The organism is Inquilinus ginsengisoli, from assembly GCF_031453975.1.
Lineage (GTDB): Bacteria > Pseudomonadota > Alphaproteobacteria > DSM-16000 > Inquilinaceae > Inquilinus > Inquilinus ginsengisoli_A.
In genome coordinates this window covers 311,908-331,290 of sequence record NZ_JAVDPW010000007.1, presented here as the reverse complement: position 1 = coordinate 331,290, position 19,383 = coordinate 311,908, and the positions used below count along the sequence as shown (strand labels likewise).

Genomic DNA, 19,383 nt, shown 5'->3' with positions numbered 1-19,383 from the left:
ATGATGTTGTCTGACAAGATGGACGGATCGCACAAACCGAGGTGAGCCCGATGACCAGCCCCCTGCCCGTCTTCCCCGACCTCGCCGGCAAGGCGGTGCTGATCACCGGCGCCAGCACCGGCATCGGCGCCGCCGCGGCCCGCGCCTTCGGCCACAATCGCGCCAGGGTGGCGGTCAACTTCAACGCCAGCCGCGCGGCGGCCGAAGCCGTCGTGGCCGACATCCAGGAGGCCGGCGGCGAGGCCATCCTGGCCCCGGGCGATGTGACCAGGCCGGAGACGGCACAGCGCCTGGTCGAGCAGACCGTGGCGGCCTTCGGCGGCCTCGACGTGCTGGTCAACAACGCCGGCGCCCTGGTCAAGCGGACACCGGTCGCGGATTACAGCGACGAATTCGTCGACGACGTGCTGGACCTCAATGTCCGCCACGTCGTCCGCTTCCTGCGCGAGGGTGCGGCGCAGATGCGCCGGCAGGGAAGCGGCGGGTCGATCATCAATCTCAGCTCGATCGCCGCGCGCAGCGGCGGCGGCACCGGCTCGGTGATCTACGCCGCGGCCAAGGGCTTCGTCGCCGTCGCCACCCGCGGCTGGGCCAAGGAGCTGGTCCAGGACAACATCCGGGTCAACGCCGTCTCGCCCGGCGTGATCATGACCCCGTTCCACGAGCGCTATTCGACGCCGGAGCAGCTGGCCGCGATGCAGGCCACCATCCCGATGAAGCGGCTGGGCGTCGCCGACGACTGCGCCGCCGCCTTCCTCTATCTCGCCTCCAGCATCGCGAGCGGCTACGTCACCGGCCAGATGATCGAGGTCAATGGCGGCCAGTCGATGCCGTGACCACGGGTCGAGGCGTCCGACCGACACAGACGCCCCGCCGCCCCACGGATCAGGGCACGGTGGTCTCGTAGACGAAGATCCGGGAATGGTCGTCCTCCGGCATCGCCGTCAGCCGCAGGCCCGTCGCCGTCTCCTCCACCAGCACCGGGTTGCGGGTGATGGCGGTGCCGTCCTCGGTCCACAGCAGCACCGGCACCTGGAACACCGGCCGGCCGGCGGCGAGGTCGACGATCTCGATGCCGCCGAGGCCGAACACCGGGGCATCCGGCGTGCGGCGGAATTCGGTGATGCCGGTGCAGATGGCGCGGCCGACCGGCAGGTAGGCGCAATCCTGATAGTCGAGATAGTGCTCGGGGTTGAGGGTCGGCTTGGCCTCGGGGTCGGTCACCCGGCCGTCGGCGTCGAGATGCCAGGTGGTGAAGCGGCGCGAACCCCAGCTGACGCCGTGCAGCGTCTGGTGGTCGGTGTCGTGCACCAGCCCGCCGACATGGTCGGCAATGCGCCCGACCGCCACCGCCTCCAGCGTCTGCGGATCGACCCGGTAGAGGATCGACCGGCTGTTCGGCCGGTATTCCGCCACCGGCACCCACAGCCAGCGGCCGTCATAGTCGATCCCGCCGGGATGGTAGATCGCGCCCTCGCCCAGGGTGATCTGGCCGACCAGCTTGCCCTGCGCGTCCAGCTTGAACAGGTGGCCGACGCCCTGGCCGGTGTCGCGGTCGTAGCCGTCCTGCGGCTGGGGATAGCGCTTGGTCGGCACCGTGATCTCGACCGAGGTGACGAAGATTGCGTCGCCGACCCGGGCGAAGCCCTGGGGGTGCTGGGTGTCGAACGGCACCGGGATGGTCTCGACCAGCTGCCACTGGGTCGACCGCGACAGCCCTTCGATCTTGCGGGCCAGGTCGTCCGGCCCGGCCATGGCGGCGGTGGCGGCCAGGGCCAGGACGGCTCCGGCCACGAGACTGGCGAAACGATGCATGCTGGATCCCCGGTTCTTGACGTCGATCCATTCTGGCGTGGAGCCGTGACGATTCGATGATGGCCGCAGACAGAGCCCGGCGGATAGCCCGCGCCGCGCGCCGGCCTCCCTTGCACCGCCGGGCATGGCCGCGGCGCGGCGGCCGGACTAAGCTCCGGCCCATCATGAGCGAGGCCGTCCTGTCCCCTTCCCCCGCCCAGCGCCTGGCGCTGCCCGCCCTGATCCTGGGCGGGCTGGCGATCGGCAGCTCGCCGATCTTCGTCCGGCTGTCCGAGGTCGGGCCGATCGCGACAGCGGTGTGGCGCGTGGCCCTGGCCCTGCCGATCCTGTTCCTGTGGTACCGGGCCGAACGCGCCCGGGGCGAGGCGGCGCGGCCCCGGGGCCTGGCCGACTATGCCGCGCTGGCGCTGCCCGGCCTGTTCATTGCCGCCGACCTGGTGGCCTGGCACTGGGCCATCGCCGTCACCTCGGTCGCCAATGCCACGCTGCTGGCCAACCTGGCGCCGATCTTCGTCACCCTGGGCGCCTTCGTGCTGTTCCGCACCCCGATCCGCCCGATCTTCGCCGCCGGCCTGGCCGTCGCCATCGTCGGCGTCGTGGTGCTGAAGGGCGGCCCGGGCGCGTTCGGCGACGGCCACCTGGCCGGCGACGGCATGGCCGCGCTGGCGGCGGTGTTCTACGGCGGCTACATCCTGGCGGTCGGCCGGCTGCGCGACCGCTTCTCGGTGGCCACGGTGATGCTGTGGACCAGCGCCGTCGCCGCGGCGGTGACGCTGCCGCTGGCGCTGCTGACCGAGCCGGTGCTGCTGCCGTCGACGCTGGCCGGCTGGGCCGTGCTGTTCGGCCTGTCCTGGATCTCGCAGGTCAGCGGCCAGAGCCTGATCACCTACGCCCTGGCCTGGCTGCCCCCCGCCTTCTCCTCGCTGACCCTGCTGATCCAGCCGGTGGCGGCGGCCGCGCTGGCCTGGATCATCCTGTCCGAACCGCTGGGGCCGGCCCAGGGCATCGGCGGTGTGCTGGTGCTGGCCGGCATCCTGCTGGCGCGCCGCGCATGAGCGAAGCTCGCCTCGTCCTCAGCCTGCTGCCGGAGACGCTGGCGGTGGCCCGGCTGCCAGCCGGCGCCGCCCTGCCCGGCTGGATCGACTGGACCGACCCCTTCGTCACCGTCAGCCGCACCCGCGACGAGCTGTCGGTGGTATGCCCGGAAGCGCGGTTGCCGGCGGATGTGCAGGCCGAGCGCGGCTGGCGCGGCTTCAAGGTTGAAGGGCCACTCGACTTCGCCCTGACCGGAATCCTCGCCCGACTCGCCGCGCCGCTGGCCGAGGCCGGCATCAGCATCTTCGCGATCTCGACCTACGATACCGACTATCTCCTGGTGCGCGGCGGCGACCTGGACGCCGCGACCGCGGTGCTGCAGCAGACAAACACCGTGCGGATCTGACTGCTCCCGCAGGACGAAAACGCGCCAAAAACCAAGCCGATCCAGCACGTTCGGACTAGCTAGCCGGTGCCGGATTGAAATATTAAGTCCGCGTAACATCCGAAGCTCGGCGCACATTCGACATTGGCGAAAGCCCCCGGATGTGATTTCTTCCCGGGCGGCCGGCGCATGCGGGGCCGGGCTTCAGGCCCCGGTCCACGGCGAACCGGCCCCGTGATCCGGGAGTCAGCCATGCCCAAGAAGCGCCCGTCGTTCCGCCGAACGCGCCAGACCAAGATCGTCGCCACGCTGGGCCCCGCCACCAGCACGGCCGAAGGGATCCGCAGGCTGTTCGAGGCGGGCGTCGACGTCTTCCGGCTCAATTTCAGCCACGGCAAGCAGGAGGACCACGCCGCCCGGCTGGCCCTGATCCGCGAGGTCGAGCGCGACTTCGACCACCCGATCGCCGTGATGGCCGACCTGCAGGGGCCGAAGCTGCGCCTGGGCACCTTCGCCAACGGCCCGGTCCAGCTGACCGAAGGCCAGAGCTTCCGCCTGACCCTGGACAAGCGCGAGGGCGACGTCACCGGCGTGACCCTGCCGCATCCCGAGATCTTCGCCGCGATCGAGCCCGGCCAGCTGCTGCTGCTCGACGACGGCAAGGTGCGGCTGCAGGTCACCGCCTGCGGCCCCGGCTATGCCGACACCGTGGTCGAGGCGGGGTCCCGCCTGTCCGACCGCAAGGGCGTGAACGTGCCGAACGCGGTGCTGCCGCTGTCGCCGCTGACCCCCAAAGACCTCGACGACCTGCGCTTCGCCCTCGACATCGGGGTCGACTGGGTGGCGCTGTCCTTCGTGCAGCGGCCCGAGGACGTGGCCGAGGCGCGCAAGCTGATCGCCGGCCGGGCCCAGGTGATCGTCAAGCTGGAGAAGCCGGCGGCGATCCAGCATCTCGACGCGCTGGTCGAGATGACCGACGCGGTGATGGTCGCCCGCGGCGACCTCGGCGTCGAGATGCCGGCCGAGGACGTGCCGTCGCTGCAGAAGAAGATCATCCGGGCCTCGCGCCATGCCGGCAAGCCGGTGATCGTGGCGACCCAGATGCTGGAGAGCATGATCACGGCCCCGACCCCGACCCGGGCCGAGGCCTCGGACGTCGCCACCGCGGTGTTCGACGGCGCCGATGCGGTGATGCTGTCGGCCGAGACCGCCTCCGGCGACTACCCGATCGAGGCGGTGACCATGATGGACCGCATCGCCCGCCGGGTGGAGAAGGACCCGATCTACCGCACCATCCTCGACGCGGTGCACTACGACCCGGAGAGCACGGCGGCCGACGCCATCACCGCGGCGGCGCGGCAGGTGGCGCACACCATCGGCGCGGTGGCGATCGCGACCTACACCACTTCGGGGTCGACCACGCTGCGCGCCGCGCGCGAGCGGCCGGAGGTGCCGATCCTGTGCCTGACCTCGAACCTGCAGACCGCCCGCCGCATGGGGCTGTGCTGGGGTGTCCACGCGGTGCACACCGAGGATGTGAACAACTTCACCGAGATGGTCAGCAAGGCCTGCCGCCTGGCCAAGCATGACGGCTTCGGCACCACGGGCCAGCGCATCGTGGTGACCGCCGGCGTGCCGTTCGGGACCCCGGGCAATACAAACGTCCTGCGCATCGCCTGGATCGAGGACTGAGGTTGCATGGCCGAGTCCGCCCTCGCCGCCAACGAAGCCTTCTATGCCGCCCTGGCGCGCGGCGATACCGCCGCCATGACGGCGCTGTGGTCGCACAAGCGCCCGGTCGCCTGCATCCATCCGGGCTGGCCGGTGCTGGCCGGCCGCGAAGCGGTGATGCGGAGCTGGGAGTCGATCCTGCGCACCCCGCCACGCATCGTGGCCGAGGCGGCGCGGGTGCTGGAATACGGCGACACCGCGGTGGTGCTGTGCATCGAGCGGATCGGCGACAACCGGCTGGCCGCCACCAACGTCTTCATCCGCGAGGCCGAGGGCTGGCGCATGGTCCATCACCAGGCCGGGCCGACCCGCGAGGCCACGCCACAGCAGCCGCGCCCGGCCGGCACCATCCACTGAGGCTGGCGCCGTCGTCGGCGAGAACCACCGGATATCGCGAAACACCCGGTTGACTCGGTCCCTGGGACAGCCCCGATAAGGGGAGCGGTCAGCGATCAACGAGGTGAGTCGTGAGTCCCTCCGCCCTCTTCCTGAACCCGTCCGAGGCCGCCAGGCGGCTCGGCGTCTCCGCCAAGGCCCTGCGGCTCTACGAGCAGCGCGGCCTGGTCGCCCCGATCCGCACCGCGGCCGGATGGCGTGCCTATGGCCCCGGCGAGATGGCCCGGGCCGCCGAGATCGCGGCCCTGCGCGCGCTCGGCTTCAGCCTGGCCCAGGTGGCGCGGGTGCTCGGGGGAGACCCGCAGGGCCTGGAGCCGGCCCTGGCCGCGCACCAGTCGACCCTCGAAGGCCGCATCCGGGACCTGGCCGGCGCGGTGGAGACGATCCGCGGCCTGCGGGTCGACCTCGCCCGTGGCCAGGCGCCGGCGGCCGGAGAGCTGGCACGGCTGTTCGGCCCGGCCGCCGAACCCAGCGTCGCCTTCGACCTGCCCTGGCCCTGGGGCGGCGAGCGGTTCGAACTGCACGGCATCCGGCCGCTGACCTACATCATCGGCCCGCTGGGCAGCGGCAAGACAAGGCTGGCGAAGCGTCTGGCCGAGACCCTGCCGGGCGCCGCCTTCCTGGACCTGGACCGGCTGGCAGACGGCGGCGCGGCCGCCCGGGCCCGGCTGGACGCCGATCCGGCGCTCGGGTCGCGGGTCGACCGCACCCTGGCCTGGCTGGTCGAGGACGGCGCCACGGTGTCGGGCGCCCTCGTCGCCTTGCTCGCCGGGCTGGAATCGGACGGCCCGTCCGTCCTGGTCGTCGACATGGTGGAACAGGGGCTGGACCACGCCACCCAGGAGGCCCTGATCGCCTGGCTGCGCCGCCGCGGGCCCGGCGAGCGGCCGCTGTTCCTGATGACGCGCTCCTGCGCCATCCTGGACCTGGCCGCCGTGGGCCCCGACGAGGCCATCCTCCTCTGCCCCGCCAACCATAGCCCGCCGACCCTCGTCACCCCCTATCCCGGCGCACCCGGCTACGAGGCCGTCGCCACCTGCCTGGCCTCGCCCGCGGTGCGGGCACGGCTGGCGGCGGGCCAGCCCGCAGCGGCGTGATGGCTGCGCGCATCGGAACGTGGCGCGGCCTGGTCTGGGTGGTCCGCCCCTAGATCGGGTCGCCGGCCTGCAGCTTCTTGAGCTGTTCGATCTGGTCGCGGGCGGCGGCCATCTGCGGGTCGATCGCCAGCGCCCGCTGATAGGCCTCGATCGCGCCGGCATAGTCGCGGAGCTTGATCCGACACAGGCCCAGGCCCGACAGCGCGCCGAAATGCCGGGGCTCGCGCGCCAGCACCTGGTCGATGTCGGCGATCGAGCCGCGGATGTCGCCGCGCAGGTAGCGCACCGTCGCCCGCCGGTTCCAGCCCTCGGCATAGGCCGGGTCGCGCTCGATCACGGCGGAGAAGGCGGCTTCGGCCACGGCGTAGTCGTCCTTCGCCATCGCGGTGTTGCCGCGCTCCAGCAGCCCGGGGATCTCGGTGTCGGCGCCCTCATAGCGGAACCAGAGATGCCAGATCGCGATCTGCAGCGCCGGCTCCTCCTCCGGCGCCGCGGTCTTCAGCTGGGCGAACAGTGCGTCCAGCTGGGCGGCGCGATCATCGGCCGCCGCCGCCGGCAGGGCCGCGGCGATCAGGAAGACGGAGAGCAGAAAGGCGAGAATGCGCCGCATCCCATGGAGATCGGGCGTGCGGTGGCCGCCGGCAAGGGCTCAGAGCGGGTAGCCCGCGAGGAATTTTCGCACCCGCTCGGCCTGGCTGAGCGCCGGCGCGTAATGCGGGTCGACCGCCAGCACCCGATCGAAGGCGTCGAGCGCCGCCTGGTAGTCGCCGAGCGCGGCCCGGCACAGGCCAAGGCCGAACAGCGCCCCGAAATGCCGCGGCTGCAGCGCCAGGGTGCGGTCGATGTCGCGGATGGCGCCGGCGCAGTCGCCGCGCAGGAAGCGGGTTACCGCCCGGCGGTCCCAGGCCTCGACGAAATCCGGCGCCCGGTCGACCACGGCGGTGAAGGCGGCCTCGGCCACCGCGTAGTCGCGGCTCAGGAGAGCGGCGCTGCCCCGCCGCATCAGCTGCGGCACCAGCTCGTCGGCGCCGCCATAGTCGAGCCAGATCGTCCAGATCTGCCGCTCCAGCCGCTGTGCCTCCGCCGCATCCGCGGTCGTCTGCAGCTGGTCGAGGAGGGTGTCGAGACGCGTCGGGGCGTCTGCCGCCGAGAGGGTCCCGCACGGCGCCGCAAGAATGGCCGCGATCAGGGCCAGAATGCGCAACGCCTTCATGATCAACAGATTGGTGCCGATTCCTGAGAAGGCAACGTCAAAAGATGCAACAAGCGGCGCACTGTCCTGCGTCCAGCACAGGGGTCGCAATCGACATCGCGGCCGGGCCCGCTATAGTCCCCGGGTCGATCGGATCGCCTCCGCCGGCCACGCAGGACTCCTCGCTCGAAGCTCGCCTGCGTTCTCGTGCCCAGCTTCGGGCCATCGCTGTCCGATACGGCCCGCCATGACCTCCCTGCCCGGCCGGCGCCTGCTGCCGCTCATGCTCGTGATGTTCCTGATCGGCGGCGCCGAGGTGGTGGCCGGCCCGATGATGGCACCGATGGGCGACAGCTTCGGCGTGCCGGCGGCGCGGATCGCCTGGCTGCCCGCCAGCTACGCCCTGGTCTATGCCGTGCTGGCGCCGCTGCTGGGCCCGCTGTCCGACCGGCTGGGACGCAAGGCGCTGCTGCTGCCCGCCCTGGTCGGCTTCGGCGTCGCCAATGCCGGGATCGCCCTGGCGCCGGTCTTCGCCGTCGCGCTGCCCTGCGCCGCCTTGGCGGGGCTGAGCGCCGCGGCGATGGCGCCCAACGCCGTCGCCATCGTCGCCGACACCGTCGACGCGCCGCGCCAGCCCGCCGCCATGGGCCGGATCCTGGCCGGGCTGACCGTCAGCTTCGTCCTGACCCCGGCCGGCGCCGCCCTGGTGGCGGCGCGGCTGGACTGGCGCGTCGCCTATGTGGCGATGGCCGTGGGCGCCCTGCTGGCCGCCGTCGCCACCATGCCGCTCCAGCGGCCGGAGGCGCGGCCGCGCGCCGGGGTCGCGGTCAGCATCGGCGCAGCATTCCGCCAAGCCGGGGCCACGCCGCGGCTGGCCGCCACCTTCCTGTGGCTCGGGGTGTCGATCGGGGTGATCACGGTGATGGCCGAGATCCTGCGCCGCCGCTACGGCCTGTCGACCGAGGCGCTGGGTCTGGCGCTCGGCCTGTTCGGCCTGGTCACCATCGCCGGCAACCTGCTGATCCCGGCGGCGGTGCGCCGCCTGGGCAGCCCGTCGCGGGCGGTGCTGGCGGGCATCGCCGGCACCCTCGCCGGCATCCTGGTGCTCGGCGTGCTGCCGACCCTGCCGGCGCCGCTGGCCGTGGCGGCCGGGGCGCTGTGGGCGCTGGGCTACGGCGTCGCCGGGCCGACCCACCAGGCGGTGCTGGCGGGGATGGCGGCGTCGCTGCGCGGCACCACCGTCGCCCTGACCGCCAGCTTGGTCAATCTGGGCATCGTCGTCGTCGCCTTTGGCGCCGGGCGATTCTTCGATACGCTGGGGATCGAGGCGACCATCGGAGTCGCCGCGGCGGGGGTGGCGGCGGGCTTCGCGGTGCTGCTGGCGACGGAGCGTCGCCAGGCCGCGATATAGGTCTTTCCGCCGCGCCGGCGGAACCAAGCCGGCCTTCGTTCCTTCCCTGACCTGTGACCATAGCGGAGCACGAAATGGCGGCAGCGACAGGGCACCCGGATGCAGTCCACAACCCCGGCCCCGAGGGCATCGAGGGGCAGGCCAGCGGCAAGCAGCCGCGCACCCGGGCCGAGGGACGGTTCAAAGGCCCGGCCGGGCGGATCGAGGACTACGCCATCATCGGCAACTGCCGGACCACGGCGCTGGTCGGGCGCGACGGATCGATCGACTGGCTGTGCCTGCCGCGCTTCGATTCCGACGCCTGCTTCGCCCGGCTGCTGGGCGACGTCGAGAACGGCCACTGGCAGATCGCGCCCGAGCCCGGCACCGTCGTCACCACGCGCCGGCGCTATCGCGACAACACCCTGGTGCTGGAGACCGAATTCGAGACCGAGGGCGGCACCGTCGCCCTGATCGACTTCATGCCGTTCCCGCATCGCGAGGACGAGCTGTCGATCGTGCGCGTGGTCGAAGGCCGCAGCGGGTCGGTGGCGATGCGGATGGAGGCGGCGTTCCGCTTCGACTACGGCCGCATCGTGCCCTGGGTGCGGCACCGTCCGGACGGCATCGTCGCCATCGCCGGGGCCGACGCGCTGCGCTTCCGGTCGCCGATCGCGCTGCACGGCGAATCGATGAAGACGGTCGGCGACTTCACGGTCGCGGCCGGCGAGCGGGTGCCGTTCATCCTGACCTGGTACCCCTCGCACATGCCCGAGCCGGGCGGGCTGGACCCGTTCCGGTCGCTGACCGACACCGAGACCTGGTGGCACGGCTGGGCCCATCACTGCACCTATCAGGGCCCCTACCGCGAGGCGGTGCTGCGCTCCGCCCTCACCCTCAAGGCGCTGACCTATGCCCCGACCGGCGGCATCGTCGCCGCGGCCACCACCTCGCTGCCCGAGGAGATCGGCGGCGAGCGCAACTGGGACTACCGCTACTGCTGGATCCGCGACGCTACCCTGACCCTCTACGCCCTGCTCGGCGCCGGCTTCACCGAGGAGGCGGCGTCGTGGCGCGACTGGCTGCGCCGGGCCGCGGCGGGACGGCCGGAGCAGTTGCAGATCATGTACGGCCTGGCCGGCGAGCGCCGGCTGACCGAGCTGGAGATCCCCTGGCTGGCCGGCTACGAGGGCAGCAAGCCGGTGCGCATCGGCAACGGCGCCCATTCCCAGCTGCAGCTGGACGTCTATGGCGAACTGCTGGACGCCATCCATGTCGCCCGCAAGAAGCACCTGACCCATCCGCACGACGCCTGGCGGGTGCAGCGGGTGCTGCTCGGCTTCCTCGAGAAGATCTGGGACAAGCCGGATGAGGGGCTGTGGGAGGTGCGCGGCGCGCGCCGGCATTTCGTGCATTCCAAGGTGATGGCCTGGGTCGCCTTCGACCGGTCGATCAAGGCGGTCGAGCAGTTCGGGCTGGAGGGGCCGGTCAAGGCCTGGCGGAAGCTTCGCGACCGCATCCATGCCGAGATCTGCGAGAAGGGCTTTTCCCCGACGCGCAACAGCTTCACCCAGTCCTACGGGTCGGAGATGCTGGACGCGGCGCTGCTGCAGATCCCGATGGTCGGCTTCCTGCCGCCGGACGACCCGCGGGTGATCGGCACGGTCGAGGCGATCGAGCGCGAGCTGACGGTCGACGGGCTGGCGCGGCGCTACGAGACCGAGCACGGCGTCGACGGGCTGGCCGGCGAGGAGGGCACCTTCCTGGTCTGCAGCTTCTGGCTGGCCGACGCCCTGGCCATGATCGGCGCGGTCGACCGCGCCACCACGCTGTACGAGCGGCTGCTGAGCCTGACCAACGATGTCGGGCTGCTGGCCGAGGAGTACGATCCGATCGCCAGGCGGCAGCTCGGCAATTTCCCGCAGGCCTTCAGCCATATCGGCGTGATCAACACCGCGCTGAACCTGGCCGAGATCCGCGGGCCGGCGGAGGACCGCAGCGAGGACGGGAATAGCGCCCCTGCGGCGGACGCGCGGTGAAATCGGCCGAACTCTGCGCTAGGCTGCGGCATCGACCGTGAAAGACGCCGTGATGACCGCCCTGTTCGACGCCGAGATCGAGACCACTGCAGACCTGCTCCGCCGCCTTGGCGCCGGCGCCCGCGCCGCGGCCGCCGTGCTGGCCCTGGCGCCGCGACCGCAGAAGGACGCGGCGCTGGTGGCGGCGGCGGCGGCGATCCGCGACGACAAGGCGCTGATCCTGGCGGCCAACGCCCAGGACATGGCGCTGGCGCGGCAGAACGGCACCAGCCCCGCCTTCCTCGACCGGCTGGTCCTCGACGACAAACGGATCGAGGCGGTGGCCCAGGGGCTGGAGGCGGTGGCCGCGCTGCCCGACCCGATCGGCAGCGTGCTGGCCGACTGGATCCAGCCGAACGGCATGCGCATCCAGCGGGTGCGGGTGCCGCTGGGCGTCGTCGGCGTGATCTTCGAGAGCCGGCCCAACGTCACCGCCGACGCCGCGGCGCTGTGCCTGAAATCGGGCAATTCCTGCATCCTGCGCTGCGGGTCGGACAGCTTCCAGACCTCGACCGCGCTGGCCGCGGCGATCGGCCATGGGCTGAAGAAGGCTGGCCTGCCGCGCAGCGCGGTGCAGCTGATCCCGACCCGCGACCGCGCCGCGGTGGGCGAGCTGCTGGGCCTGACCGAATTCGTCGACGTCATCATCCCGCGCGGCGGCAAGTCGCTGACGGCGCGGGTGGCGGCGGAGAGCCGGATCCCGGTGCTGTGGCACGAGGACGGGATCAACCACACCTATGTCCACGAGGCCGCCGACCCGGAGATGGCGCGCCGCGTCGTGTTCAACGCCAAGATGCGGCGCACCGGCGTGTGCGGCGCCACCGAGACGCTGCTGATCGACCGCAGCGTCGCCGGGACCATGCTGCGGCCGATCCTGGACGACCTGATCGAGGCCGGCTGCGAGATCCGCGGCGACACCGCGGTGCAGGCGATCGACCCGCGCGTGGTCGCGGCATCGGATGACGACTGGGACACCGAATACCTCGACGCCATCCTGTCGGTGAAGACGGTGGACGGGGTGGATGCCGCGATCGAGCACGTCAACCTGCACGGCAGCCACCACACCGACTGCATCGTCACCGCCGATCCGGCGGCGACCGAGGCCTTCCTGGGGCGGGTCGACAGCGCCATCGTGCTGGTCAATGCCTCGACCCAGTTCGCCGACGGCGGCGAATTCGGCATGGGCGCCGAGATCGGCATCGCCACCGGCCGGCTGCACGCCCGCGGCCCGGTCGGCACCGAGCAGCTGACGAGCTACAAATACCTCGTCCGCGGCACCGGCCAGACCCGGCCCTGACGGCCGGACCAAGGACCCCTCCCGATTGCATCAGCAGGATCGCCCCACACCCTCGACCGACTCTTCTTCTCGTTACGGGAAGAAGCGTCGGTGCTGACCGTGCCCAATCCCCGTCACGGCCGGATCTGGGACGGCTGCCGGGTCGGGCTGCTCGGCGGGTCGTTCAACCCGGCGCATGACGGCCACCGCCACATCAGCGTCGAGGCGATGAAGCGGCTGGGGCTGGACGCGGTGTGGTGGCTGGTGTCGCCGCAGAACCCGTTGAAGCCGGTCAACGGCATGGCGCCCTTCGCCGAGCGCATCGAATCCGCCCGGCAGGCGGCGCGGCATCCGCGCATCGTCGCCACCGGGATCGAGGCCGAGCTGGGCACCCGCTTCACCGCCGACACGCTGAAGGCGCTGGTCGCCCGGTTCCCCAAGACCCAGTTCGTCTGGCTGATGGGTGCCGACAACCTGGCCCAGATCCGCCACTGGCAGCGCTGGACGAAAATCTTCGAGACCGTGCCGGTTGCCGTCTACGACCGGCCTTCCTATTCTCTAAGGGCGCTGTCGGGACTGGCGGCGCAGCGGTTCGTGCGGGCGCGGATCGACCAGGATCACGCCCGGTCGCTGGCGGGAATGAAAACGCCGGCCTGGGTGTTCTTCCTGGCAAAGCGCCATCCGGCCTCGGCCACGGCGCTGCGGGCCGCACGATCGCTTCGCCAAGGTCCGTCACCATCGCGCCGCTGACGCGCGATGGCTATGCCGAGTCCCCGTGGCGCTGACGAGCCACGACTATGGTAGCATCGTCGCGGCGGCGTCAGCGCCGTGACCATCGTGCAACCTTGAGGTGAACGCCATACGACCGAACACCGAGACGCCCCGGGCCGAAGCCGGGCGTCTGCCGCCGGGTCTCGCAGCCAGCCTTGCCCGGCCCATTCTCGAGACCGCCTTGACGTCGCTCGACGCCGACAAGGCCGAAGATCTGGTCGTGATCGACCTCACCGGCCGGTCTTCCATCGCCGACAGCCTGATCATCGCCACCGGCCGCTCCTCGCGCCAGGTCGCCGCCATGGCCGACCACCTGATGGAGAAGCTGAAGGCGCTGGCCCCCGGCCCGATCCTGGTCGAAGGCCAGGCGCGCGGCGACTGGGTGCTGCTCGACGCCGGCGACGTGATCGTCCACCTGTTCCGCCCCGAGGTGCGCGACTTCTACGCCCTCGAGAAGATGTGGGACGACGATTCCGAGCGGGTCACGCGCATCGCCGGCACCGCTTAAGCCGGACCCGGCATGCGGCTGACCATCGCCGCGGTCGGCCGCGCCAAGGCGGGCCCGCTGCGCGACCTGTTCGACGAGTATGTCGGCCGGTCGGCGTGGCCGATCTCCCTGCGTGAGGTCGAGGCCCGCAAGGGCCTCGCCGGCCCGACCCTGCGGCGCGAGGAAGCCGCCCTGCTGCTGGCCGCGGTGCCGGCCGGCGCCGCCGCGGTGGTGCTGGACGAACGCGGCCGCGACCTCGACAGCGCCGGCCTCGCCCGCATCCTGGGCCGCTGGCGCGACGAGGGCCGCGGCGATGCCGCCTTCCTGATCGGCGGCGCCGACGGCCATGACGATGCGGTGCGCGACCGCGCCGACCTGCTGCTGTCCTTCGGCCGCCTGACCTGGCCGCACATGCTGGCCCGGACCATGCTGGCCGAGCAGATCTACCGTGCCCAGACCATCCTCAGCGGCCACCCGTATCACAGGGCGTGAGGCTTCACCTGTCATTGCCGTGGCACGACACCCAAAGTAGAAGGCGGTTTGCGGTCATCGCCCGGGCGCCGGGCTCTCAGCCCGTCGCCGCAAAGTTCCGGTAGCTGCCGATCAGCTCCTCGACCGTGCCGGAGCGGCAGCCGCGCTGGCGGACCACGGTCGCCGCGTCCTTCTCGTTCGCCGAGCGCCGGGCCCCGAGCTCCTGCCAGATCACGGACTGGTCGGTGGGGGCGCCCGACCCGCCGGCGAGCTGTGCCGCGGCCTCGGATTCGGCCTGCTGCAACACCGCGTCGAAGCGCTGCGCCTGCTGCGGGTCGAGACGGACGCGGCAGGACCGGGCGGCGGCATCGGCCCGGACGATGGCGTCGTAGCGCTGCAGCGAATCGCCGGCGTGGCCCGCCGCCGCCTGCTGCGGCCCCGCCCCCGGCCCGCCATAGCCTGGGTATCCGGGATCGATGTAGCCCTGCTCCGCGCAGGCCCCGAGGGCCAGCATCGCCAGGACCGCGGCCAGCGCCGCGCCGTTCACTCGCTTCATCTCGTCCTCTTCGTCCTCGGACCGATCGACCTAACCAAGCCTTTAGGTCGGAAATGCGACCGTCCGCTCCCAGGCCCGCCTCCCCTTTCCCTCTGAGATAGGGTGCCGCCCCGCCGCGTCACCCCTGCCCGGCGGACAAACGGTCGGCGAGGGCGGTCAGCGCCATGATCTGCGGATCGCGGCAGCCGCGCTGTGCGACCACATCGCGCACCGCCCGCTCCTGCGCGGTCCGGCGCCGGGCGAGGTCGCCCAGCACCTCCGGATCGGTCGCCGGCGCGTCCTCGCGCCGGGCCAGCGCCGCGGTGGCCTGGCGCTGGGCGTCGACCATGACGTCGGCGAAGCGGGTCTCGCCGCCTTCGAGCGGGGCGCCGCAGACATAGCGCGCGGCGTTGGCGCGCAGCACCGCCTGCCAGCGGTCGACCGGGTCGGTGGTATCATAGGCGGCGGTGACCACGGGCCCGCCACAACCGGCCAGGAGCAGGGCGGTCACCAACCAGCGGCCGCCACTTGGTGCCATTCGGTCGCGCATGTCAGGCGGAACTCCCTTGTGCCGGTGGCGTCAATCGATACATGAAGGGCAGATTCCGTGAAAGGACATGCGATGAGCGCCGCAGCCACCCCCCCGTCCCGCCCTGTGGTCCTGTGCATCCTCGACGGCTGGGGCTGGCGTGAGGAGGAGGCGGACAACGCCGTGCGCCTGGCCGACACCCCGAATTTCGACCGGCTGTGGGCCGGAGAACCGCACGCCTTCCTGCAGGCGAGCGAGGAGGCGGTCGGCCTGCCGCACGGCCAGATCGGCAATTCCGAGGTCGGGCACATGAACCTGGGCGCCGGCCGGGTGGTGTTCCAGGACCTGCAGATGATCTTCAACGCCATCGCCGACGGCTCGCTGGCCAAGGCCAAGGCGCTGCGCCGGCACATCGAGGCGCTGAAGGCCTCGGGCGGCACCTGCCACCTGATGGGGCTGCTGTCGCCCGGCGGCGTCCATGCCCATCAGGACCAGATCGCGGCGCTGGCGAAGATCGTCGCCGAAGCCGGGGTGCCGGTCGCGGTCCATGCCTACACCGACGGCCGCGACACCCCGCCCCGCGCCGGCGCCGACTATCTCCGCCGCTTCCTGAGGGACATCGACGGGCTGCCGCACACCCGCATCGCCACCGTCGACGGCCGCTACTACGCCATGGACCGCGACAAGCGCTGGGAGCGGGTGGAGAAGGCCTACCGCGCCGTGGCCGAGGCCAAGGGCGAGACCGCATCCGACGCCGTCGCCGCGGTCGAGGCCGCCTACCGTGCCGACACGGGCGACGAGTTCATCCTGCCGAGCGTGATCGGCGGCTACGCCGGCATGAAGGATGGCGACGGCGTGCTGTGCGCCAATTTCCGCGCCGACCGGGTGCGCGAGATCCTGCAGGCGCTGCTGGACCCCGCCTTCGACGGCTTCGCCCGCACCCCGGTGCGCTTCGCCGATGCCTGCGGCCTGGTCGAGTATTCCGAGCAGCTGAACGGCCTGATGTCGGCGATCTTCCCGCCGAAATCGATTGCCAAGGGGCTGGGCGAGGTCGTCGCCGCGGCCGGCAAGACCCAGCTGCGCACCGCCGAGACCGAGAAGTACCCGCACGTCACCTTCTTCTTCAACGGCGGCGAGGAGACCCAATTCCCCGGCGAGGACCGCATCATGGTGCCCTCCCCCAAGGTCGCGACCTACGACCTGCAGCCGGAGATGTCGGCGCCCGAGGTGTGCTCCAGGCTGGTCGCCGCGATCGACAGCGGCAAATACGACCTGGTGGTGGTCAACTTCGCCAACCCGGACATGGTCGGCCACACCGGCATCCTGGAGGCGGCGATCAGGGCCTGCGAGACGGTCGATGGCTGCCTCGGCCAGGTCGAGGCGGCGGTGCGGCGCCAGGGCGGCGCCATGCTGGTCACCGCCGACCACGGCAATGCCGAGCTGATGCGCGACCCGGTCACCGGCGGCCCGCACACCGCGCACACGCTCAACAAGGTGCCGGTGATCCTGGTCAACGCGCCGGCCCCGCGCCGCACGCTGCACGACGGCAGGCTGGCCGATGTGGCGCCGACTCTCCTGTCCCTGATGGGCCTGCCGCAGCCCGAGGAGATGACCGGAAGGAGCCTGATATCGGCCTCGGATGGGGCGGCGCAGTGACGCGAAGATATAAATATGGACGTCAGGTAACTTGATCCCGCCGAAACCCGGCAGATATCATCGAATGGCGTCCACCCTGGCCAGCCTCCCCTCCGGTTCCGGAGACGGCCGGTCGGCCGATTGACTCGAGCGCCTGGCGGTTCGCCGCCAGCGAGGGCAAGCATGAAGAAGCACCTGAACGCCGTCGCCATCGGAGCCCTGATGGGCCTCGCCTTCGTCGGCGGACATACCTTGACCTTCCAGGGCTGGGCGCAGGACAAGGCGCCGGACAAGGCCGCGACGAGCAGCGACGCCAACGACACCTACAAGCAGCTGGACCTGTTCGGCGAGGTGTTCGAGCGGGTGCGCGCCGAATATGTCGAGGAGGTCAGCGACAAGCAGCTGATCGAATCCGCGATCAACGGCATGCTGACCTCGCTGGACCCGCACTCCAACTTCCTGAACGCCGACGAGTTCCAGGACATGCAGTCCCAGACCCGCGGCAGCTTCGGCGGCCTCGGCATCGAGGTGACGATGGAGAACGGGGTGGTGAAGGTGGTGTCGCCGATCGACGACACCCCCGCCGCCAAGGCCGGCGTCCAGGCCGGCGACCTGATCATCGCCATCGACGGCAAGCCGATCGTCAATATGAGCCTCAACGAGGCGGTGGATAAGATGCGCGGCCCGGTGGGCAGCAACATCACCATCACCCTGCGCCGCGGCGACGCCGACCCCTACGACCTGACCATGGCGCGCGCGACCATCCCGGTCGAATCGGTGCGGTGGCGGACCGAGGGCAATGTCGGCTACATCCGCATCACCAGCTTCACCGAGCGCACCGAGGACGGGCTGAAGCGCGGCATCGCCGACATCAAGAAGAAGCTCGGCGACAAGCTGCAGGGCTATGTCCTCGACCTGCGCAACGATCCGGGCGGCCTCTTGGACCAGGCGATCGCCGTGTCCGATGCCTTCCTCGACAAGGGCGAGATCGTCTCGACCCGGTCGCGCAAGGCCGACCAGGCCCAGCGCTACAACGCCACCCCGGGCGACCTGGCCGACGGCCTGCCGCTGGTGGTGCTGATCAATGGCGGTTCGGCCTCGGCCTCCGAGATCGTCGCCGGCGCCCTGCAGGACCACCACCGCGCCGTGCTGATGGGGACGCAGAGCTTCGGCAAGGGCTCGGTCCAGACCATCATCCCGCTGCCGGGCCATGGCGCCATGCGCCTGACCACGGCGCGCTACTACACCCCGTCCGGCCGGTCGATCCAGCAGCTCGGCATCACGCCGGACATCGAGGTCCAGCAGGCGAAGATCGAGGAAATCGCGCAGCTGCGCGGCTACCGCGAGGCCGACCTGAAGGGCGCGCTGAACAACGACAACAACAAGAATCTGCCGGGCCAGGACGGCGACGCCCAGAAGACCCCGCCGGCCCCGGGTGCGGTGCCGGACAAGACCGCGACCCCCGACAAGGCGGTGGTGCCGCCGACCGATGGCGCGGCCGATGCCACCAAGCCGGCGGATGTCGACTACCAGCTGTCCCGCGCGCTCGACCTGCTGCGCGGCCTTGCCCTGTTCCAGAAGGGACAGGCGGACTGATCCCGCCTGGAACCGCCATGTCGACGCCGGACAAGCGACGGGACGGGCTGCCCTATCGGCCCTGCGTCGGCATCATGCTGCTGGACCGCGGCGGCCGCGTCTTCGTCGCGCGCCGCCGCGACACACCCGATGGCTGGCAGATGCCGCAGGGCGGCATCGACCGGGGCGAGAGCGTGCGCGAGGCCGCCTTCCGCGAGATGAAGGAGGAGATCGGCACCGACCACGCCGAATTCCTGGCCGAGGCGCCGGATGCGACCCGCTACGACCTGCCCGACCATCTGGTCGGCAAGGTCTGGGGCGGGCGCTACCGCGGCCAGGAGCAGCGCTGGGTGGCGCTGCGCTTCCTGGGCGAGGATGGCGAGATCGACATCGAGACCGAGCATCCCGAATTCGACGCCTGGCGCTGGTCGGAGCCGGACCGGGTGCTGGCCGAGATCGTGCCGTTCAAGCGCGACGTCTACACCACCGTGCTGGCCGCCTTCGCCCCGCTGCTGACGCGGGGCTAGAGCGCTCGGCTACAGCGCCAGCGGCGCCGAGCGCAGCAGCGACCAGGCCCGCTCCAGCGCCGCCTCCTCGTCGGCGAACAGCGCGATCGGATAGGGGAAGGCCTTTGCCACCCTGGCGGTCACGACCATTGCCTGCATCGCCGCGCGGCGCAGCGGGTCCGGCTCGACATGCAGATGCGACAGGCACAGCCGGGCCAGGTCGCCCCGCCGCCGCTTCAGCCACAGCGTCCGCGCCTTGCGGTCGTCATGCCGCTCGCCATCCGGCATCGGCCCGATGCTGAGCATCACGAAGCGGGTCTCGCGCGCCAGGATGGCGTCGAGTTCGACGGCCCAGCGGTCGCCATAGCCGGGCATCTCGGCCTGCGGCACCGGCATCTGCACCAGTGGAAAGGCGGCAAGATCGAACACGGCCGGCAGGGGTATGTCGGTGGCCAAAATCATGTTCATGTGATAACAAC

General features: G+C 71.4%; 21 protein-coding genes. 15 read left to right on the top strand and 6 right to left on the bottom strand.

All coding sequences use genetic code 11. The annotated features are described in order from the left end of the window. The first annotated feature begins 50 nt into the window (after window positions 1-50). Window positions 51-836: an SDR family NAD(P)-dependent oxidoreductase gene (locus E9232_RS21160; protein ID WP_309797185.1), complete on the top strand. Its 786-nt coding sequence runs from the start codon at window positions 51-53 to the stop codon at window positions 834-836. A 49-nt stretch (window positions 837-885) separates the two neighbouring features. On the opposite strand, the gene E9232_RS21155 is transcribed toward E9232_RS21160, so the two are convergent. Continuing rightward, window positions 886-1,815, bottom strand: a complete 930-nt coding sequence (locus E9232_RS21155; RefSeq protein WP_309797183.1) for a DUF6454 family protein — start codon at window positions 1,813-1,815, stop codon at window positions 886-888. Between the two features lie 164 nt (window positions 1,816-1,979). Between E9232_RS21155 and E9232_RS21150 the strand changes: the two genes are divergently transcribed. The 5 genes from E9232_RS21150 (at window position 1,980) to E9232_RS21130 (ending at window position 6,459) form a co-directional block, all read left to right on the top strand. Next, window positions 1,980-2,870 carry a DMT family transporter gene (locus E9232_RS21150; RefSeq protein WP_309797181.1) on the top strand — a complete coding sequence of 297 codons (891 nt, stop codon included), beginning with the start codon at window positions 1,980-1,982 and terminating at the stop codon, window positions 2,868-2,870. Next, a complete protein-coding gene (locus E9232_RS21145) occupies window positions 2,867-3,256 on the top strand; it encodes an ACT domain-containing protein (RefSeq protein WP_309797179.1) in 390 nt (129 codons plus the stop codon). The genes E9232_RS21150 and E9232_RS21145 overlap by 4 nt, the downstream gene beginning before the upstream one ends. A 231-nt stretch (window positions 3,257-3,487) precedes the next feature. Continuing rightward, window positions 3,488-4,927, top strand: coding sequence for a pyruvate kinase (pyk, locus tag E9232_RS21140; RefSeq protein WP_309797178.1), 1,440 nt, complete (start codon window positions 3,488-3,490; stop codon window positions 4,925-4,927). A 6-nt stretch (window positions 4,928-4,933) separates the two neighbouring features. After that, complete coding sequence (locus tag E9232_RS21135; RefSeq protein WP_309797176.1) at window positions 4,934-5,323, top strand: nuclear transport factor 2 family protein; 390 nt, start codon at window positions 4,934-4,936, stop codon at window positions 5,321-5,323. 110 nt (window positions 5,324-5,433) lie between these two features. Then, a complete protein-coding gene (locus tag E9232_RS21130; protein WP_309797175.1) occupies window positions 5,434-6,459 on the top strand; it encodes a MerR family transcriptional regulator in 1,026 nt (341 codons plus the stop codon). Window positions 6,460-6,508: 49 nt separating this feature from the next. On the opposite strand, the gene E9232_RS21125 is transcribed toward E9232_RS21130, so the two are convergent. Then, on the bottom strand, window positions 6,509-7,069 hold the full coding sequence (locus E9232_RS21125; protein WP_309797173.1) for a tetratricopeptide repeat protein: 561 nt from the start codon (window positions 7,067-7,069) through the stop codon (window positions 6,509-6,511). A 39-nt stretch (window positions 7,070-7,108) separates the two neighbouring features. Further along, a complete protein-coding gene (locus E9232_RS21120) occupies window positions 7,109-7,672 on the bottom strand; it encodes a tetratricopeptide repeat protein (RefSeq protein ID WP_309797171.1) in 564 nt (187 codons plus the stop codon). Window positions 7,673-7,898: 226 nt separating this feature from the next. Here E9232_RS21120 and E9232_RS21115 point away from each other — a divergent pair, with 226 nt between their 5' ends. The 6 genes from E9232_RS21115 to rlmH all read left to right on the top strand — a co-directional run bounded on the left by E9232_RS21115 (window position 7,899) and on the right by rlmH (window position 14,145). Beyond that, window positions 7,899-9,062, top strand: coding sequence for an MFS transporter (locus tag E9232_RS21115; protein WP_309797169.1), 1,164 nt, complete (start codon window positions 7,899-7,901; stop codon window positions 9,060-9,062). Window positions 9,063-9,136: 74 nt separating this feature from the next. Next, on the top strand, window positions 9,137-11,080 hold the full coding sequence (locus E9232_RS21110; RefSeq protein WP_309797167.1) for a glycoside hydrolase family 15 protein: 1,944 nt from the start codon (window positions 9,137-9,139) through the stop codon (window positions 11,078-11,080). Between the two features lie 61 nt (window positions 11,081-11,141). Continuing rightward, window positions 11,142-12,416, top strand: a complete 1,275-nt coding sequence (locus E9232_RS21105) for a glutamate-5-semialdehyde dehydrogenase (RefSeq protein WP_374710645.1) — start codon at window positions 11,142-11,144, stop codon at window positions 12,414-12,416. A gap of 90 nt (window positions 12,417-12,506) precedes the next feature. Further along, on the top strand, window positions 12,507-13,145 hold the full coding sequence (locus E9232_RS21100; RefSeq protein WP_309797164.1) for a nicotinate-nucleotide adenylyltransferase: 639 nt from the start codon (window positions 12,507-12,509) through the stop codon (window positions 13,143-13,145). Between the two features lie 100 nt (window positions 13,146-13,245). Further along, window positions 13,246-13,674, top strand: coding sequence for a ribosome silencing factor (gene rsfS, locus E9232_RS21095; protein WP_510184261.1), 429 nt, complete (start codon window positions 13,246-13,248; stop codon window positions 13,672-13,674). 12 nt (window positions 13,675-13,686) lie between these two features. Then, window positions 13,687-14,145 (top strand): 23S rRNA (pseudouridine(1915)-N(3))-methyltransferase RlmH, encoded by a 459-nt coding sequence (rlmH, locus tag E9232_RS21090; RefSeq protein WP_309797161.1) that lies wholly within the window; start codon window positions 13,687-13,689, stop codon window positions 14,143-14,145. A 76-nt stretch (window positions 14,146-14,221) separates the two neighbouring features. On the opposite strand, the gene E9232_RS21085 is transcribed toward rlmH, so the two are convergent. Continuing rightward, complete coding sequence (locus E9232_RS21085) at window positions 14,222-14,680, bottom strand: hypothetical protein (RefSeq protein WP_309797160.1); 459 nt, start codon at window positions 14,678-14,680, stop codon at window positions 14,222-14,224. Between the two features lie 118 nt (window positions 14,681-14,798). Then, complete coding sequence (locus E9232_RS21080; protein ID WP_309797159.1) at window positions 14,799-15,170, bottom strand: hypothetical protein; 372 nt, start codon at window positions 15,168-15,170, stop codon at window positions 14,799-14,801. 111 nt (window positions 15,171-15,281) lie between these two features. Between E9232_RS21080 and gpmI the strand changes: the two genes are divergently transcribed. The 3 genes from gpmI to E9232_RS21065 all read left to right on the top strand — a co-directional run bounded on the left by gpmI (window position 15,282) and on the right by E9232_RS21065 (window position 18,925). Further along, window positions 15,282-16,844 carry a 2,3-bisphosphoglycerate-independent phosphoglycerate mutase gene (gpmI, locus tag E9232_RS21075; protein WP_309797157.1) on the top strand — a complete coding sequence of 521 codons (1,563 nt, stop codon included), beginning with the start codon at window positions 15,282-15,284 and terminating at the stop codon, window positions 16,842-16,844. A 162-nt stretch (window positions 16,845-17,006) separates the two neighbouring features. Beyond that, the gene (locus tag E9232_RS21070; RefSeq protein ID WP_309797155.1) at window positions 17,007-18,419 is read left to right on the top strand and encodes a S41 family peptidase; all 1,413 of its coding nucleotides are present in this window, start codon (window positions 17,007-17,009) and stop codon (window positions 18,417-18,419) included. A 17-nt stretch (window positions 18,420-18,436) separates the two neighbouring features. Continuing rightward, window positions 18,437-18,925 (top strand): RNA pyrophosphohydrolase, encoded by a 489-nt coding sequence (locus E9232_RS21065; RefSeq protein WP_309797153.1) that lies wholly within the window; start codon window positions 18,437-18,439, stop codon window positions 18,923-18,925. A gap of 9 nt (window positions 18,926-18,934) precedes the next feature. On the opposite strand, the gene E9232_RS21060 is transcribed toward E9232_RS21065, so the two are convergent. Next, the gene (locus E9232_RS21060; RefSeq protein WP_309797152.1) at window positions 18,935-19,372 is read right to left on the bottom strand and encodes a hypothetical protein; all 438 of its coding nucleotides are present in this window, start codon (window positions 19,370-19,372) and stop codon (window positions 18,935-18,937) included. Window positions 19,373-19,383 lie beyond the last annotated feature (11 nt).

Excerpts from the sequence above, each read along its gene's own strand:
- E9232_RS21060 (WP_309797152.1), bottom strand. The coding sequence starts at position 19,372 with ATGAACATGATTTTGGCCACCGACATACCCCTGCCGGCCGTGTTCGAT.
- E9232_RS21145 (WP_309797179.1), top strand. The coding sequence starts at position 2,867 with ATGAGCGAAGCTCGCCTCGTCCTCAGCCTGCTGCCGGAGACGCTGGCG.
- E9232_RS21125 (WP_309797173.1), bottom strand. The coding sequence starts at position 7,069 with ATGCGGCGCATTCTCGCCTTTCTGCTCTCCGTCTTCCTGATCGCCGCG.
- E9232_RS21120 (WP_309797171.1), bottom strand. The coding sequence starts at position 7,672 with ATGAAGGCGTTGCGCATTCTGGCCCTGATCGCGGCCATTCTTGCGGCG.
- gpmI (WP_309797157.1), top strand. The coding sequence starts at position 15,282 with ATGAGCGCCGCAGCCACCCCCCCGTCCCGCCCTGTGGTCCTGTGCATC.
- E9232_RS21115 (WP_309797169.1), top strand. The coding sequence starts at position 7,899 with ATGACCTCCCTGCCCGGCCGGCGCCTGCTGCCGCTCATGCTCGTGATG.
- E9232_RS21150 (WP_309797181.1), top strand. The coding sequence starts at position 1,980 with ATGAGCGAGGCCGTCCTGTCCCCTTCCCCCGCCCAGCGCCTGGCGCTG.
- E9232_RS21160 (WP_309797185.1), top strand. The coding sequence starts at position 51 with ATGACCAGCCCCCTGCCCGTCTTCCCCGACCTCGCCGGCAAGGCGGTG.
- pyk (WP_309797178.1), top strand. The coding sequence starts at position 3,488 with ATGCCCAAGAAGCGCCCGTCGTTCCGCCGAACGCGCCAGACCAAGATC.
- E9232_RS21135 (WP_309797176.1), top strand. The coding sequence starts at position 4,934 with ATGGCCGAGTCCGCCCTCGCCGCCAACGAAGCCTTCTATGCCGCCCTG.
- E9232_RS21085 (WP_309797160.1), bottom strand. The coding sequence starts at position 14,680 with ATGAAGCGAGTGAACGGCGCGGCGCTGGCCGCGGTCCTGGCGATGCTG.
- E9232_RS21070 (WP_309797155.1), top strand. The coding sequence starts at position 17,007 with ATGAAGAAGCACCTGAACGCCGTCGCCATCGGAGCCCTGATGGGCCTC.
- E9232_RS21155 (WP_309797183.1), bottom strand. The coding sequence starts at position 1,815 with ATGCATCGTTTCGCCAGTCTCGTGGCCGGAGCCGTCCTGGCCCTGGCC.
- E9232_RS21110 (WP_309797167.1), top strand. The coding sequence starts at position 9,137 with ATGGCGGCAGCGACAGGGCACCCGGATGCAGTCCACAACCCCGGCCCC.
- rlmH (WP_309797161.1), top strand. The coding sequence starts at position 13,687 with ATGCGGCTGACCATCGCCGCGGTCGGCCGCGCCAAGGCGGGCCCGCTG.
- E9232_RS21065 (WP_309797153.1), top strand. The coding sequence starts at position 18,437 with ATGTCGACGCCGGACAAGCGACGGGACGGGCTGCCCTATCGGCCCTGC.